General features: G+C 45.9%; 16 protein-coding genes, 1 tRNA gene, 2 rRNA genes and 1 pseudogene. 3 read left to right on the top strand and 17 right to left on the bottom strand.

What is annotated here, in order from left to right:
* From ACJMM4_RS03800 to rpsF, 3 genes and pseudogenes are all read right to left on the bottom strand, one after another.
* Positions 1 to 79 (bottom strand): annotated as a pseudogene (locus ACJMM4_RS03800) (30S ribosomal protein S18); the annotation flags it as partial.
* Between the two features lie 18 nt (positions 80 to 97).
* Positions 98 to 535, bottom strand: a complete 438-nt coding sequence (locus ACJMM4_RS03795) for a single-stranded DNA-binding protein (protein WP_405378674.1) — start codon at positions 533 to 535, stop codon at positions 98 to 100.
* 3 nt (positions 536 to 538) lie between these two features.
* Positions 539 to 823: a 30S ribosomal protein S6 gene (gene rpsF, locus ACJMM4_RS03790; RefSeq protein WP_405378672.1), complete on the bottom strand. Its 285-nt coding sequence runs from the start codon at positions 821 to 823 to the stop codon at positions 539 to 541.
* A gap of 358 nt (positions 824 to 1,181) precedes the next feature.
* On the opposite strand from rpsF, the gene ACJMM4_RS03785 reads away from it, so the two are divergent.
* The 3 genes from ACJMM4_RS03785 to ACJMM4_RS03775 all read left to right on the top strand — a co-directional run bounded on the left by ACJMM4_RS03785 (position 1,182) and on the right by ACJMM4_RS03775 (position 2,751).
* Positions 1,182 to 1,880, top strand: a complete 699-nt coding sequence (locus ACJMM4_RS03785) for a hypothetical protein (RefSeq protein WP_405378670.1) — start codon at positions 1,182 to 1,184, stop codon at positions 1,878 to 1,880.
* 88 nt (positions 1,881 to 1,968) lie between these two features.
* The gene (locus ACJMM4_RS03780; protein WP_405378668.1) at positions 1,969 to 2,574 is read left to right on the top strand and encodes a DUF1847 domain-containing protein; all 606 of its coding nucleotides are present in this window, start codon (positions 1,969 to 1,971) and stop codon (positions 2,572 to 2,574) included.
* 102 nt (positions 2,575 to 2,676) lie between these two features.
* Positions 2,677 to 2,751, top strand: a tRNA-Gly gene (locus ACJMM4_RS03775).
* A gap of 53 nt (positions 2,752 to 2,804) precedes the next feature.
* Here the strand turns inward: ACJMM4_RS03775 and ACJMM4_RS03770 are convergent.
* From ACJMM4_RS03770 to ACJMM4_RS03705, 14 genes are all read right to left on the bottom strand, one after another.
* Positions 2,805 to 3,536 (bottom strand): tRNA1(Val) (adenine(37)-N6)-methyltransferase, encoded by a 732-nt coding sequence (locus ACJMM4_RS03770; protein WP_405383134.1) that lies wholly within the window; start codon positions 3,534 to 3,536, stop codon positions 2,805 to 2,807.
* Positions 3,529 to 4,368: a stage 0 sporulation family protein gene (locus ACJMM4_RS03765; protein WP_405383132.1), complete on the bottom strand. Its 840-nt coding sequence runs from the start codon at positions 4,366 to 4,368 to the stop codon at positions 3,529 to 3,531. Before ACJMM4_RS03765 ends, ACJMM4_RS03770 begins: the two co-directional genes overlap by 8 nt.
* A 5-nt stretch (positions 4,369 to 4,373) precedes the next feature.
* Positions 4,374 to 5,384 carry an ATP-binding protein gene (locus ACJMM4_RS03760; protein ID WP_405383130.1) on the bottom strand — a complete coding sequence of 337 codons (1,011 nt, stop codon included), beginning with the start codon at positions 5,382 to 5,384 and terminating at the stop codon, positions 4,374 to 4,376.
* Entirely contained in the window at positions 5,374 to 6,021 is a 648-nt protein-coding gene (gene tmk, locus ACJMM4_RS03755; RefSeq protein WP_405383128.1) for a dTMP kinase, read from the bottom strand. Before tmk ends, ACJMM4_RS03760 begins: the two co-directional genes overlap by 11 nt.
* 1 nt (position 6,022) lies before the next feature.
* Positions 6,023 to 7,477: an aminotransferase class I/II-fold pyridoxal phosphate-dependent enzyme gene (locus tag ACJMM4_RS03750; RefSeq protein ID WP_405383126.1), complete on the bottom strand. Its 1,455-nt coding sequence runs from the start codon at positions 7,475 to 7,477 to the stop codon at positions 6,023 to 6,025.
* A gap of 245 nt (positions 7,478 to 7,722) precedes the next feature.
* Complete coding sequence (ilvC, locus tag ACJMM4_RS03745) at positions 7,723 to 8,718, bottom strand: ketol-acid reductoisomerase (RefSeq protein WP_405378657.1); 996 nt, start codon at positions 8,716 to 8,718, stop codon at positions 7,723 to 7,725.
* A gap of 84 nt (positions 8,719 to 8,802) precedes the next feature.
* Positions 8,803 to 10,458, bottom strand: a complete 1,656-nt coding sequence (gene ilvB, locus ACJMM4_RS03740) for a biosynthetic-type acetolactate synthase large subunit (protein WP_405378655.1) — start codon at positions 10,456 to 10,458, stop codon at positions 8,803 to 8,805.
* 13 nt (positions 10,459 to 10,471) lie between these two features.
* On the bottom strand, positions 10,472 to 10,693 hold the full coding sequence (locus tag ACJMM4_RS03735; protein ID WP_405378653.1) for a hypothetical protein: 222 nt from the start codon (positions 10,691 to 10,693) through the stop codon (positions 10,472 to 10,474).
* Positions 10,694 to 11,041: 348 nt separating this feature from the next.
* A complete protein-coding gene (locus ACJMM4_RS03730) occupies positions 11,042 to 12,415 on the bottom strand; it encodes a tagaturonate epimerase family protein (RefSeq protein WP_405383124.1) in 1,374 nt (457 codons plus the stop codon).
* Between the two features lie 460 nt (positions 12,416 to 12,875).
* Positions 12,876 to 13,760 (bottom strand): EamA family transporter RarD, encoded by an 885-nt coding sequence (rarD, locus tag ACJMM4_RS03725; RefSeq protein WP_405378649.1) that lies wholly within the window; start codon positions 13,758 to 13,760, stop codon positions 12,876 to 12,878.
* A gap of 9 nt (positions 13,761 to 13,769) precedes the next feature.
* Entirely contained in the window at positions 13,770 to 14,951 is a 1,182-nt protein-coding gene (locus tag ACJMM4_RS03720) for an MFS transporter (protein WP_405383121.1), read from the bottom strand.
* The gene (locus ACJMM4_RS03715) at positions 14,941 to 15,447 is read right to left on the bottom strand and encodes a methylated-DNA--[protein]-cysteine S-methyltransferase (protein WP_405378645.1); all 507 of its coding nucleotides are present in this window, start codon (positions 15,445 to 15,447) and stop codon (positions 14,941 to 14,943) included. Before ACJMM4_RS03715 ends, ACJMM4_RS03720 begins: the two co-directional genes overlap by 11 nt.
* 293 nt (positions 15,448 to 15,740) lie before the next feature.
* A 5S ribosomal RNA gene (gene rrf / locus ACJMM4_RS03710) occupies positions 15,741 to 15,857 on the bottom strand.
* Positions 15,858 to 15,928: 71 nt separating this feature from the next.
* Positions 15,929 to 16,047, bottom strand: a 23S ribosomal RNA gene (locus ACJMM4_RS03705); the annotation flags it as partial.

The raw sequence follows: 16,047 nt of genomic DNA, 5'->3' as shown, positions 1-16,047 counted from the left end.
TGTAATCGATTTCTTCAACTTTATCAACACAGAAGGAACATACTTTTCTTCTGGGTCTTCTGCCTCTTTCACGTTTCATTGCATAACCTCCCTTATTTTAGAATGGAATATTCTCGTCAAAGGGAACTTCGGAACCGAAAGAACCATTGTTAAAACCACCTTGTGCAGGTGCGCTGGTTGCTCCGGCAGCTCCGGTGCGGGGATAGGATGCAGCATCCGCTTTACGTTCGATGAACTCGAAACGATCAGCGATAACTTCGGTTACCCAATGTTTATTGCCGTCCTTACCGTCGTAGCTACGAATTTGCAGGCGTCCTTCTACAAGAACGCGCTGTCCCTTTGTGAGACTGTTACCGCAGGTTTCAGCTTGTTTACCCCAGATTACAACAGGGATAAAGTCAGCTTCTCTTTGGCCGTCTTGATTGGCGAAAGGTCTGTCCACTGCGAGAGTGAACTGACAAACAACTTTACCGGTTCCGGTGTAGCGCACTTCCGGATCCTTAGTCAGTCTGCCTAACAAAATAATCTTGTTCATTGATTATTCACCTTTTCTGATAATCATATGGCGCAGTACTTCATCGGTAATTTTCATAACACGATCAAGTTCTTTAACAGCTGCAGCTTCAGCTTGGAAGGTTACGAGAACGTACAGGCCTTCAGACAGGTCTTGGATCTCATAAGCAAGGCGTTTTTTGCCCCAACGATCGGTTTTTTCTACATTACCACCGTTTGCAGTGATGAGGTTTTCAAATTTAGCAACAACTGCTTCAAATGCTTCCTCTTCAACGGGTTTAACGATGTACATGACTTCGTATGCTTTCACGAAATCACCTCCTCCTTTGGACTTTGGCCCCCATATGGGAGCAGAAGAAGTATATATAATATATACAAGCTTAGATATTATATCACTGGTTACGGGCAAAAGCAAGAGGGCGAGGAAATTTTTTGTAAAAAATTTTACAATAGAGCAGATATCCACCTACAGACACTTATCTCTTTTATGCCTATATAAACATATTTTCTGCACATAAATTTAAATTTTATATGCAGAAAAAAGCAGGAAATTTTTCTTTTCTGCATATAAAAAACTAAAACATAGGCAGAAAAACCCTTATTTGACAGTTACTATAAGCACGTATACAATAAATGTATAAACATTCTTTTTGCGAAAGGATAATATTATGGATAGTAAGAACGAACGCATTTGGAAAAATATCGCTATGCATTATTACGCTGCAACAAAATACTTGTGGTGTTCAAAAACACCAGCAGGCTGGCATAGAAACGAAGATGAAGGAATGTACCACTTGTGGAGCGCTTACCATGACGCAATTCATGCAACAGAAAAAGATGCGCTTTTATATGCCAGAATCCTCGTAATGATGTATGAGGAAAACCGCCCTATTGACTCTTACACCGGGTTCCATAAGTATATGGAGCCTGCCATGGAAGCTTATGAAAAAGCTTTAGCGACAGCCGTACACAAGCCTACTGATAAAGAGTTAGAAAAAGCGCGTAATCATTACAACTATCTGAAATACGAATTAGACAAAACAGCAAACACTGAAGCTATACTCAAAAAGGCATACTCCCTGATTGAAGGTATGGATAAGCTTAATGATTTTAGTTTGCATGACAGTAAAGTAAAAGCCTTTTTTCATAATATGACTAATGCTACATTGATATTAGAATATAATGATATCAATGTTCGATTACGCTTTTCCAACTGTTATGATATTTGCATGATTGGTGATCCTACCTGTATCTGGTTAGACGAATTTTATTGCTATAAAGATTTAAATAATAATAAAATTATTATTTTTGATGTCGGCTATTACAAAATCGCATGCGAAAAAATAACAGCTGAAATAACCTCATAACAGAACCATTAATCCTAAAAATTTGTCTTTTCTGCCCCTTTGTGCTACCATTAACTTATGAACAAAATGATTGAAGGAAGGTAATCATATGAAATGTAAATGCGCTACTTGCCCAACCCATGCCTGCTACACCAAAGGCGTTAATTGCACAGGCGTATCCCATGATGATGTAAAAGCAGCCTACACTGAAGAAGAAATTAAGCTGATGAAAGCTGCTGCCTACGTAGAAGGCACCTTCTACAGCAATATCTGCCGTTTGCAAGAAACCGCTGAATTTGCCAAAGCCATGGGCTATAAAAAACTAGGCATGGCTTTCTGCATCGGTCTTAATGCCGAAGCACGCTACATTGCTAAGTATTTCGAACAGCAAGGCTTTGAATTCTACAGCGTATGCTGCAAAAATTGCTCCTTCCCCAAAAAAGAATTAGACTTGAAGCAAGTTAAACCAGAACTGGAACACGAAGCTATGTGCAACCCCAAGTTCCAAGCTAAATTTTTGGCAGAACAAGGCGTGGAACTTTTCATCTCCTGCGGTCTATGCGTAGGTCACGATGCCATTTTCAACATGAACTGCCCCGGTCCCGTTACTAATCTTGTAGTAAAAGACCGCTTACTGGGTCACAATCCCCTTGCTGCCATCTACAGCCGTTATTGGAAACGCAAACTCGGCATTATGGATGAGGGGGAAATTTAATCCAGCCACGATAGTACGATTTAGTATAGTTTCTAACAGCTCTTGCACCAAGACAAGTTTTACTGTATAATAAAGGAGCAGTTTTCTTCGTAAGTTTTCCCTGCGGGTATAGTTCAGTGGTAGAACAATAGCTTCCCAAGCTATGTGTCGCGAGTTCGAGTCTCGTTACCCGCTCCAGAAAAGAGTTAGGCCGTCGGTATAACGCCGACGGCCTTTTTGTATGCTGATTTTTATTTTTGCGTAGCTTCTGCTTCGTAGAACTTTTGCACCTGTTCCGTATAGCTGCCATCCTTGTTGTACATAATCAATGGAGGCAGCACATCCATACCGTAGCTACCGCCCTTGACCATTTCCATCAGGAAAATCCAAGCAGGTTTATCAATAGAAGAATGCACCCACTGCAAACGCTTCGGCTGTAGCCCGTATTTAAACGCTAGCTGCATACTTTCGGCAAAGCGCTCCGGCAGCTGCACCAGAGCGAAGCGGCCACGGTAACGGACTGTGAAGGCTGCCGCACGGAAAAAGTCTTCCAGAGTGGAAGTAACTTCGTGGCAGGCAGCAGTGCCGATTTGGCGCACGTTACCGCTATTCCTATAAGGAGGATTGGCTGCAACCAAATCCATGCTTTCCGGTTGGAAAAGCTGTTTATAATTACGGATATCGCCATCTACTACGGAAAATTTTGCATCCAAACCATTTTCTGCCACACTACGGCGCAACAGCTTAGTAATATTGGGATTGCAGTCCACTGCCGTTACTTTGGCAGCACCGCGATGCTCCAGCAGCATACTGATGGCACCGGTACCGCAGCCCAGTTCCAGCACCTTAGCCCTATTCACCACATGAGGGAAGTTGCCTAAGAACACAGCATCCGTAGTAAAGCAGAACTCTTTGGCGTCCTGCCAAATTTTATACATACAGCCTGGCAGATAGTCACAGCGCAGGCTGCTATTCTCACACATCTTTCACTTGGGATGCGTCCACAATCTCATCCCATTCCACTTGGACAATATTATCAGGTGCTAATTTAACGCTGGCAGTACGTTGGCCGCGGTTAATGCCGATTACTTTGCCTTCGCCCAAGGGAGTAGCCACTAGAGCGCCCATTTTCGGCACTTCCACACGTTCACGGCGGTTATTGCCGCCACAGCCCTTGCAGTACATGTGGTTTTCGTACTTCAAGCAGCACATCAAACGGCCGCAGATGCCGGAAATCTTGGTAGGATTCAAGGACAAATTTTGGTCCTTAGCCATACGGATGGACACGGGTTCGAAATCCCCCAGGAAGGTAGCGCAGCACAGGGGACGTCCGCAGCTGCCAATACCGCCCAACATTTTCGCTTCGTCACGGACGCCGATTTGGCGCAGTTCGATACGGGTACGGAAGACGGAAGCCAAATCCTTTACCAATTCACGGAAATCAATGCGTCCGTCAGCAGTAAAGTAGAAAATAATCTTATTAACATCGAAAGTAAACTCTACATCAATCAAGCGCATGGGCAGATCATGATTTTTAATCTTGCGCAGGCAGATGTTGAAAGCTTCCTTTTCACGAATCTTGTTTTCCGCCAGTTTCAAATCATCCTCAGCAGTAGCTTTGCGCATAACAGGTTTCAAGGGAGAGACAATGCTGCTTTCCTCCACTTCGCGGGGACCAATGACAACTTCGCCATATTCCACGCCGCGGGCAGTTTCTACAATAGCGAAATCCCCCTTCTTAACATGGGTTTCTGCCGGGTCAAAATAATATATCTTACATGCCTTTTTAAATCTGATACCTACAACTGTCGGCATTTTTCTCACTCCTTATATGCATTATCTATTTTAAGCGCCATGGCCTCTAAAGCCATACGCACACCTACATTATTCTCTAAATTCCAAAATGCGTCCTGCACCGCCGCCAAAGCCTCGTGCAAACTTTTAACACTCCAATTACGGCTTTGTTCCGCCAAGTTAGTTGCTAAATCCTGATTGTAACAGGGATTCCCTGTCCTCAATTTCAGCATCAACAAATCGCGCAGCAATAGCTGCAGCAATTGGCACAAAAGCAAGGCAGGCTGGCGTTCAAAGCCCTTCTGCTGCCATACACGCCCTGCCAAATAATTCATAGGTGTCTGCAACGGCAATGCTTCCAAAAAAGCTACTGCCTGCTTACGCATCTCGAAAACTTGGCGTTCCGCCAAAGACACTGCCAAACCCACACTGCCTTCGCTAATGCGCGCCAGCACTGCTGCCTGTTCAGCAGCCAAGCCTCTGCGTACCAGCTCCTGTTCTACCAAAGCCACAGGCACAGGCGCAAAACGCAAGCACACTACTCGGGAAAGAATGGTGCTCAACAGCTTGTCCTCCCGCGTCGCCAGCATAATGATTACCCAACCTGCAGGTGGTTCTTCCAACAGCTTTAGAAAACTATTCGCCGCAGGAACGGTCATTCTATCTGCATCCTCAAGTACTAATACCTTACGGTCGGACATTACCGGAGCAAAAGCCGCTTTGCCAGTCAGGTCACGGATTTGGTCAATACCGATATCCTTTAAGCGACCTGTCTTTTCATCTGCTTCCCTTTTGAGTAAAAGAAAATCAGGATGACTTAAATTACCATCTTCCAGATTAAGTAAGCGGCAGGACTCACAGCCATCTTCACCGCTATGCTGAGGACAGAGCAGCGTTTTGGCAAATGCTAGCGCCAACTGCTTCTTCCCCAAGCCCTCTGCTCCTAAAAACAGCAATGCGTGGGGACGCTCTTTCGCCTGCAAGTAGCGCTGTAAAAATTCTTTTTGCTGTTCATGGCCTAAAATATTATTCCACATCTTTTGCTACCTGCAAAGCTTCATCCAATACTACGCGCACCTTGGCTGCCACAGCTCCCATACTGCCTTCCGCATCCACGATACGGACACGTTCAGGCTCCGCCTGCGCTAAAGTAAGGAAGCCTGCACGCAAGCGCTGTTGGAACTCCAACCCTTCCTGCTCGTAGCGGTCCGTTACGCCCCGCAAATTACGGCGTTCTACAAGAACCTCAGGACGACCGTCAAAAACAAGGGTCAAGTCAGGTACCAAGTTTTCTGTGGCAAAAAGGTTCAATTGGCGCAGTTCGCCTAATTCTGCCAAAGTTTTCCCATGGCACAAGCCTTGGTAAACCATAGTAGAATCACTAAAGCGGTCGCATAAGACAATTTTACCTGCTGCCAAAGCAGGCCGCACCAGCTTGTCCACATGCTCACTGCGGGCTGCCAAATATAAAAGAGTCTGGGTAGTAGTGGTCAAGGGCAGCGCGGCATCTAGAACAATGCTCCGCACCTGTTCCGCCAACGGCGTTCCCCCCGGTTCCCGGGTAGTGACTACCTCGTACCCTAAACCGCGTAGATACTCTGCTGCCAACTGCAGCTGGGTGGACTTGCCACCGCCATCTACGCCTTCAAATGTTATCAATAAACCTTGTTTCATCTTATTTCACTATCCTAATCTGCGTTAAAGAACTATCCGCAGGACCACTTACAGGCAAGCCTAAAGCTTTCATAGCTACGCAGTAAGCGATGATTTCCCGGGTAATAACTTCCCCAGGCAAAAGCACGGGAATCCCCGGCGGATAAAAGCTTACCTGCTCAGCACAAACGCACCCTTCTGCTTCCAGCAAAGGTACGGAAACCTTACTGCGGAAGAACACTTCCCGCAACGTCATTTGGGAAGTAGTTACCGGCACCCTGCCAACTTTTTCCGCTTGCAAGGGTGGACGTTTATGCTGCTCCAATTTCTTCAGCACTGCTTCTATACGCTGCAAAGCAGCATCATAATCAGCAGTATTATCTGCATAAGTCACAAGAAAGAGAACGTTTTGCGCATCCACCAATTCCACTGCCACTCTGGCGGCACGGAAGGCATCGCCAACTTCTACGCCCGTATAACCCCAAGCAGCAAAGTTCACTGTAACCTTAGTGCTATCCAAGCGTAGGCCAGAGCAGTCTGCTTCCGTCAGCACTTTTAAACCTGTAAAGGAACTGCAGAGCTTGCGCAGTTTCGCTGCTGCCGCCACTGCAGTTTCTGCCATTTCCTTGCCATGAGCCTGTACTTGGGCACGAGCTGCATCCAAACTGCCCATGAGCAAATAGTTAGGGCTAGTAGTAGTCAAAATACTCATTACGTCCGCTGCTCGCTGCAAGTCAAGACGAGCACCCTGCACATGGAGCATACTGCACTGGGTCATAGCTCCCAAAATCTTATGGGTACTTTGAGCACAGGCATCTGCACCGCACTGCAGTGCGGAAGGAGGCAGCAAATCGCTAAAGCCTAAATGAGGTCCGTGGGCTTCATCCACCAAAAGCACAGCTCCACGTTCATGGCAGATATCCGCAATAGCACGCACATCGGCAGCAACACCATAGTAGTTGGGACTGGTGAGCAGTACAGCTTTAATGGCGCTATCTGCAGCCAACGCCTGCGCTACTGTTGGAGGTGTAACCTGCAGCTGCAGGCCGAACTCTTCGCAGTATTCAGGCTCTAAATAGACAGCTTCAATTCCGCCTAAGACAAGACCGCCTGCCACACTGCGATGGGCGTTACGCGGCAGAAGCAGGCGCTCGCCCGGATTCAAAGCTGTCAGCAGCATGGCGTGAATAGCTTGGCTGGTACCATTGACCGCCCAAAAACAGGCATCACTGCCATATGTTTGGGCTGCCAAATCCTGACCCGCCTTAATATACGTTTCCGGTTCGTGGATATCGTCCAATTCACTCATCAAGGACACGTCCATGGCTACGCTGCCGCCCAATTCTTGACGCAGCAAGCGCTCCATGCCCCTGCCCCCCTTATGCCCGGGAGTATGCAAAGGATATACATCCTCATGTTTATATTGCAGCATAGCAGCTACCAAAGGCATTGCTACGCTGTTTCCAGTATCTTTCATTATAGCCTCCATGAATACATAGTATCCCACTATATCTTAATATTGTATCATATAAGCCACTTCTGAACAAATACTTCTTTTGCAGGAACGAGAGCAAATTTAGGGAACTTTTGCTAGCATAAAAAAGTACTTTATTCCCTAAACAGCAAATTTTTCACCCACGACAAAGACCGCCCCCGAAAAATTCGGTGAGCGGTCTTTTCTCTTTCCCTTATTATCTTTATGCCTTGTCTATTTTCTACGGCTTATTTCTTTTTCAAGAAGGACATCATGCCACGAAGTTTAGCACCAACTTCTTCGATTTGGTGTTGGGAAGCACGACGACGCATAGCGTTGAATTGCGGACGGTTTGCTTGGTTTTCCAAGAGCCATTTCTTAGCGAAGGTACCGTCTTGGATTTCTGCCAGAACTTGTTTCATTTCAGCTTTAGTAGCGTCGGTGATGATGCGTTTACCGGTCATGTAGTCGCCATATTCAGCAGTATCGGAGATGGAATGACGCATTTTAGCCATGCCGCCTTCATACATCAGGTCAACGATCAATTTCATTTCGTGCATGCATTCAAAATATGCGCTTTCAGGTTCATAGCCTGCTTCAACCAGAGTTTCGAAACCTGCAGTGATCAGAGCGGTTACGCCGCCGCACAGAACTGCTTGCTCGCCGAACAGGTCGGTTTCGGTTTCTTCACGGAAGGTGGTTTCCAGAGCGCCTGCACGGGTACCGCCGATGCCTTTTGCATAAGCCAGTGCCAAGTCATGAGCTTTACCGGTGTAGTTTTGGTAAGCAGTTACCAGAACGGGAACACCGCTGCCTTCGGTGTATGTACGGCGAACCAGATGGCCGGGGCCTTTAGGAGCAACCATGAATACGTCTACATTTGCAGGAGGAACGATTTGACCGAAGTGGATGTTGAAGCCATGAGCGAATGCCAATGCTTTGCCTTCGGTCAGGTTAGGAGCGATGTCCTTTTTGTAGGTAGCAGCTTGTTTTTCGTCCGGAATCAGCATCATGATAACGTCTGCTTTAGCAGCAGCGTCAGCAGCGGTCATAACAGTGAGACCTGCAGCTTCTGCTTTAGCCCAGGATTTGGAGCCTTCGTACAGACCTACAACTACGTCTACGCCGCTTTCCTTCAGGTTCAGGGCATGAGCATGACCTTGAGAGCCGTAGCCGATGATAGCAACGGTTTTGCCTGCCAATAATTCCAGATTTGCATCGCTGTCATAATACATTTGTACCATTGTGATTACCTCTTTCTTCTTTGAAATATTATTTTTATTTTAATTTTTAAATAAATAGCCTATTTCCCTTATTTATGACTACCTTTATGCCTCTACGAAATCGTCCAGTACAGCACCGGGAGCAACCATAGGTTGTACGATTTCCTTTTGGCGGATTACAGCTTCAATGAGGAAGGGTTTGTCGGAAGCCTGCGCCTTAGCAAGTGCTTCTTGGAACTCCTCACAGGTTGTAGCCTGCATACCGTCCGCACCACAGGAGCGGGCGAAGTTGATAAAATCAAACTCACTGAGAATGGTAGAAGAATAGCGTTGATCGTAGAATACCTGCTGCCATTGACGCACCATGCCCAGGCAGGTGTTGTTGATAACGATGCTGATCAGCTTCTTGTTTTCGCGGCAAGCTGTGTACAGCTCCATACCGGTCATCTTGAAACCGCCATCACCGCAGATATGCACCACAGGGGCATCCTTTACGGCGAAAGCCGCACCCAAAGCTGCAGGCAGGCCGAAGCCCATAGTGCCGCAGCCACCGCTGGTCAGATGGTGGCGGGGTTTGTCTACCACCAAGTGCTGTGCTGCCCACATTTGGTTTTGCCCAACATCGGTTACATAAACCGCTTCTTCTTTAAAAGTACGGCTCAGTTCCTTCATCAGCCAAGGAGCGGTCAAGTGGTCGCCTTTTTCCAAGGAACGGTCTTCTGTAGCATCCCAAGCTTTAACTTGTTCCCACCAAGCTTCGTGCTTTGATTCTGCTACCAAAGGCAGGAAGCTGTGCAACGTTTCTTTAATATCTCCTACCAGCGGTACACTGACGGCAATGTTCTTATCAAATTCAGAGGGGTCGATATCCAATTGGATAATGGTCTTCTGCCCTACATAACGGGTACGGTCGCCGGTTACGCGTTCGCTGAAACGGCTGCCTGCTACGATTAAGACATCGGCATTGACCACTGCCATGTTGGAAGCGATGTGGCCGTGCATACCGGTCATGCCCAAGCTGCGTTCATTGGAGGCAGGCACCACGCCCAAGCCCATTAAAGTGCTGACAATGGGCAGGTCCGCTTTAGCGGCCAGCTCCACCAGTTCCTTGCCGGCATCGCTGTTTAAAGCGCCGCCGCCTACCAAAAGCACGGGTTTTTTGGCTCCGTTGAGCACCTGTGCTGCTTCTTGTAATTTCCCCTCATCGGCCTTCACGGTTTCTTCCGTAGTTTCATTTTCTTCTAATTCAGGCCATTCCAGTTCTGCTACCTGCAGGTTGCTGGGTACGTCTACCAGTACAGGACCGGGACGTCCTTCCTTAGCAATGGCGAAAGCCTTACGCAAGGTAGGCACCAAATCCTCGCTTCTGCGTACCAGAGCGTTGTATTTAGTGATGGGCACGGTTACGCCCACAATGTCGATTTCTTGGAAGGAATCGCGACCAAGGTTGGCCACAGGAACCTGTCCGGTAATGGCTACCAAAGGCACGCTGTCCAAATAGGCAGTTGCCAAACCGGTGACGATATTGGTCGCACCGGGACCGGAAGTAGCAATGCAGACACCGGTCTTGCCGCTGGCACGGGCATAGCCGTCAGCAGCGTGGATAGCGCCCTGTTCATGGGCAGTCAGTACATTTTTCAAAGGCGCATCGTACAGCGCATCGTAGAGGGGGATAACCTGCCCGCCGGGATAACCGAAGACTGTATCCACACCCTGCTCAAGCAACACCTTGATGATGGCTTGAGAACCCTTTAACTTCATCTATTTGCCCTCCTTAGGCTACAGTATTTACAGATACCACACTGATTTGCTTGCTCAGGAGTTTTGCTACTTGCGCAGCAACCACATCCTGCAGCTGGATATCTAACTGTAATCTATCTTCTTCAGCATCCATTTTCAAAGAACGCACTTGAGCGCCTTGTTTGGAAAGCACACGTAAAATTCTCGGCAGCAAAGTCTCATCATTTTGTCCGGTTACAAGCAATCTAGCAAACATCTTTACATCCTCCTTACAAGCATTTCAATATCAAAAAAGCCCCTACCTGCATCTGCAAGTAGGGGCGTATGGTTACGCGGTACCACCCTAATTTATCACTTTCGCACCAGTCCAACAACCGGCTCGGAAATAACGCATCCGTTGCGCATCAGTCTACTTGTTAAACTTTCGCTGACGAGTTCATGGGTGATTTAATCAACAAGGCTCTGTACCGGTTTACACCAACCACCGGCTCTCTGCGGCTTCGCGCTTATCTTTGTTCCCAATCATAACCTTTATGGGTCGATTTGAAATTACAAATAATATACTCCTTTTTTAGAGGATTGTCAACACTTTTTCTGTAAAAAATTACAGGTTTTTCAAGTAATTGCCAACATTTTCGCGAATTGCGTCTGCATATTCGTTGCTATGTCCATGTAGGAAGGACTTGATTTCTGGGGAGAGATTTGCACCCTTGGGATCCAGCACTTTGCCATAGCCCAAAGCGAAAGTTTTGCAAGCATCACTGTGGCAGATGCAGTCTGCGGCTACAGGTTCAGCACCTGCTGCTTCCGCAATTTTAGCGTACAACGCAGCGTCTTTAGCTGCAATCAGTTTTACAGCGCTCATCCACAGAATGTTGTTCAGTTTGAAGTGTACCTTGCCTTTGGAATACTTCATAGCTGCTGCAGGATCAGCCAGGCCGATTTCCGCATTACGGAAGCTCAGACGATATTCAAAGGTAGAAGCAATGTCGCAATGGAGCTGCAGGTTATCAGCCAATGCTTCCTGTTCGTTCAGCGGATCCAGGCAGATAGCTGCCAATTTAATACCATTACGCTCCAATTCGTTAGCAATCAGGTAATGCTCTTGGGGAGTGAGCATTTTACCGGGCTTGGACAGGTACAGCTCAAAGTCGATATCCCAAGGAGTATTTTTCAGATAGGAGTTATAGATGAACTGGATATGCATAATTGCTTCGCCATATTCCAGAATAATGCGGTGCAGTTGGTTTTCAGTAAAGGAAACTTTGCTGTTACCTACTTTAAACTCAGCATTGAGATAAGAAGCGTTAACTGCTGCTTGGAAGGTTTCGTTGAAATCAGCAAAACGTTTTTCCACAGCTTCATCGGACAACTTTTCAATGTCCAAGTTAATCTTTTCGCTGCAGTCAAAGCCAATCATAGAATATCCATAGAGCAAAGCTTTAACGATATCCTCTTCAGTCTTCAGCCCGGCAGCGTTAGCGCCGTAGCCTTCTTTATAGCCTGCAGCCAGAACGCCCCAAGTAGCGGTATCCACTGCTTCCAAGAAGTTACGTCCCAGAACAGCGCTATCCTCCGGAGTATAGTCTACCAAAACAGGTTTCAGCTGGCGTTTTGCGAATAAATCGGTAACATAGGCATCTGCAGCGCCCAGCCAGTCGCTGAAGCCCACGCTGGTGCCACGAGTGCCGCAAGCACTGGGAGCAGCCCATTTTACATAACGGCGGATTACAGCAGCGTTGTTAGCATTAAGCTTTGCTACATCAACATGGATGCCGTTAACATCTTCTGCCTTATCCACTTCTTTCAAAAGTTTGCACAGAGTGCTTTCACCCTGGCTTGCCACAGCCAAACGACGGCCTTCAGCAGTCTCTACCAAAGCCAGCCAGCAGTTTTCCACACTGCATACAGATTTATCAATAACTTGGCCTGCTACCTCTTGCAAAGCAGCCAAAGCCGCAACTTGTTTAATTGCCATTTACATTGCCTCCATCATTACATAATTAGTCATAATAATATTATCTCTAAAATTGCCTATTAAAGCAAGCATAAACTGCAAAGTTCCTGTAAAAAACCTGCGTTTGTATACAAAATACGCCTTTTTTACTGTACTGAAAAGCGCCTTATCTCTAAATATTCCCCTTTGCCAACACTTTTCCACCGATGTTATCAACAGTATTCACAGACTTATCCACAGAATTTGTGTATAACTTCTAGATATCTACAGGTTATCCACTGAGCAACCTTGGCAAAAATGGCGTATTTAAGCCCTTTTTCCACTTTTATCAACAACTTATACACAAACTGTGGATAACTTTAGTAACATATTCCCCAACATTTCCACAGCCCTAGATATAGTGGGGCACTGTAAACATGAGGACAACGGTCAATTTAGCAATTCTGCTGACAATAAGCTTCAAAGTGAACGTAATATCAGTTTATTGCTTGCGCAGTTGGGACCAAGTGAAAAACCCTAGGCCAATCCAAATGCAGCCAAAGGAAACAGCATGGGTCATCGTAAAAGCTTCGCCATAAATAAAGACACCGATAAGCAAAGTAATAGAAGGGGACAGATACTGCATAAAGCCTACCATATACAAAGGCAGGAGTCTTGCACAAGCTGTAAATAACAATAACGGCGTCGCTGTAGCTACACCTGCGCCAGCTAGATAGAGAAAAGTCCTGGTATCACAGCTTTGGTACACATTGCCTCCGTGGAGGGAGAGATAATAGAGATACCCCAGCATCAAAGGCGAAATGAGAAGCGTTTCAATCATAATGGTGGTCAGTGCCTGGGCTTTGATAACTTTTTTCAACAAGCTATAGGAAGCGAAGGTAGCAGCCAAACTTACAGCAATCCAAGGCAGGGAACCGTTTTGGACTACAATATAAGCGATACCAAGGGCAGCCCAAATAACTGCAATAACCTGCAAACGGTTCAAACGTTCTCCCAAGAAAATCACGCCAAAAAGCACACTGACCAAAGGGTTGATGTAGTACCCGACACTTGTTTCCACAATCCGCCCTGCTTCTACTGCCCAAATAAAAATACCCCAGTTAAAGCTGATCACAATAGCTGCCAATACCATACGGACACCGCTTTGTACTGTGGAAAAAATCTCCTTAGTTTCTTCCCAGCACACTTTGAGCTTGCCTGTAATTAACAGCAACGCAAAGACAAAGACTGCCGACCAAAGAAAGCGGCTTGCTAATATTTCAAAAGCGTGAACGTGTTGTAGTTGACGCCAATAGATGGGGAGCACGCCCCAAATAATATAGGAGGCTAAACCATAGATTATCCCCATTTTCTTATTTTGATCCATAGTGCATCCTCATTTCTGTAAACTTTTAGGAATAGGAATCCTCGTTGCTATAATGGCTGCAACAATGGGTAACCATGCTAAAAGCTGCATTACTATAGGCAGTCCAAAAGTATCTGCCAAATAGCCTAAAATAGTTACGCCAAAGCCGCCTAAACCAACACTAAAGCCAATGGTCAGACCGGCAGCCATGCCTACATTATTGGGCATCATGCATTGTGCTAAAATAATAGTAGTAGAAAAGGAGCCGATAATAAAGAACCCGGAAGCTACAACGGACACCATAGCAGCCCAGGGCGCTGTAGCAATAGTAATGCAGAAAATTGCAGGAATGCTTAAAGTAATAGAGCCAATTAAAATCTTGCGTGCTCCCAGCCTATCGCTAAGGACGGAACCTACGTATGTTCCTGCTACACCACCAAGTAAGAATCCGGAAACTAAGCTGCTGGCAAAGACAGGCTCAAAACCGCGGAACTTCATAAAGAATAAGGGTAGGTAGGTAGAAATACCGGAATGGATAGAAGAACGCATAAAGATATAGAAAAGAATGAGGAAAATGCTAAAATAAGATATTTTCTCCTCTGCGCCTTTAGCAGCTTTTTTGGCTTGCAGCACAGCGTGCTCCAAATTTACACGCTGGTAGTCAGGCATACATTTTGTCATCAAACCAAAAACCAAAAGACCGGGAATAACAAAATAAACAGTGTTATGAATGCCGCCTGCCAAACTTAAAAGAAAAGTCATGAGCAAAGAGCCTACAGCCATACCTGCATTGCCGCCTAAAGAAAAAATGCCCATATTCTGAGCGCGATTGGTGTCATCACTTAAAAAGTTAACTGTTTTCGACGCTTGGGGATGATAGGTAGCACTAGCTAAGCTAATAAAAATAACTGTCACCAAAAGCAAGGTATACGAACTAATCCACCCTACTAAAGCAAATCCAGCACCAGCCAAAGCAGCGCATACAGGCAATAAGCGTGGTAATGAATGTCTATCAGTCAAATAGCCGAAAGCAGGTTGAATAACAGAAGACATAACATTTTGTAAAAGTACAATAGCAGCTAATTGGGAATAGCTCAAAGAAAACATTTCCTTCAATTGGGGCATAACGATAGGAAGTGCCCCAGCCTGCATATCTGTAACCATGTGGCCGATAGCTAAAGCAAGAACAGGTAAACATATTTTAGTATTCAACGTCTAAAACTCCTTCACTAGCTAATAAAGCGGCTTTAATATCAACACCGCTGGCATAGCCAACTAATTTTTTCTTAGCACCAATAACACGATGGCAGGGGACGATAATACATATGGGATTACGTCCTACAGCGTTCCCTACTGCTTGAGCAGACATGTGTTGCTGCCCTCTAATCAACGCTACTTTGTCCGCCAATTCTTTGTAGGTAATTGTAATACCATAAGGAATTTTTTGCAGCAGCTGCCACACCTGCATTTGAAACTCCGTGCCCTCCAGCTTAATAGGAACAGTAAAGGTAGGCTCTTTTTCAGCGAAGTAAGTATCCAACCACTTTCTCGTCAGCTCAAAAATTGATAGATCTGCTTCCATGGCTTGTTCTACTTTGTAGTTATCATAAAATCTATCCTGTTCAAAGCGCAAGTCAGTTATGTATTGACCATCGCTAAGCATGGTTATCTGCCCTAAATTAGAATTATAAAATGCTTTGTATAGCATATAGCACCTCACTTTCGATGTATCTACTATCATAACACCAAGACTGTAGGTTGGCAAGCGAGTAGAACTTTGTCGTTAGCAGAACACTTGACAGCTATCCTCAGTAGGCTGCAACCAATCGCTGCGCGCTATGCGCTGGCTCTTGGGCAGCCCTTGAGTGGGCAGCACCTACAGTTCAAACTGCGCGCATAGCGCTTGTTTTCACTGGGTGCTGCTCCATATCCTCATGGCAGAATTTCAAGTTACCAACATGAAAAATAAGACCCATGCTTATGCATGGGTCTTATTTTTCTAACCGGCAGCTATCTATCCTCCCAGGCCGCTTCCAGCCAAGTACTTTCGACGTATAAGGGCTTAACTACTGTGTTCGGGATGGGAACAGGTGGATCCCCTTAGCCATCACCACCGGATTATTCTTTTTTGAGAGCTTGTACCCTCAAAACTTCCACAGAAGAATTTTTCTTTAAGATTGGGCTTTTCTTTAGTCAAGCCCTCGACATATTAGTATCGGTCCGCTGAATACATTGCTGTACTTACACTCCCGACCTATCAACCTCGTCTTCTCCAAGGTGTCTTACTAGATTACTCTATGAGAGATCT

Origin of the sequence: Phascolarctobacterium sp., from assembly GCF_045124115.1 — a bacterium.
In the GTDB taxonomy this organism is placed as follows: Bacteria; Bacillota; Negativicutes; order Acidaminococcales; family Acidaminococcaceae; genus Phascolarctobacterium_A.
The sequence above is the reverse complement of the archived record's forward strand: the minus strand, read 5'-3'. Positions and strand labels throughout refer to the sequence as shown.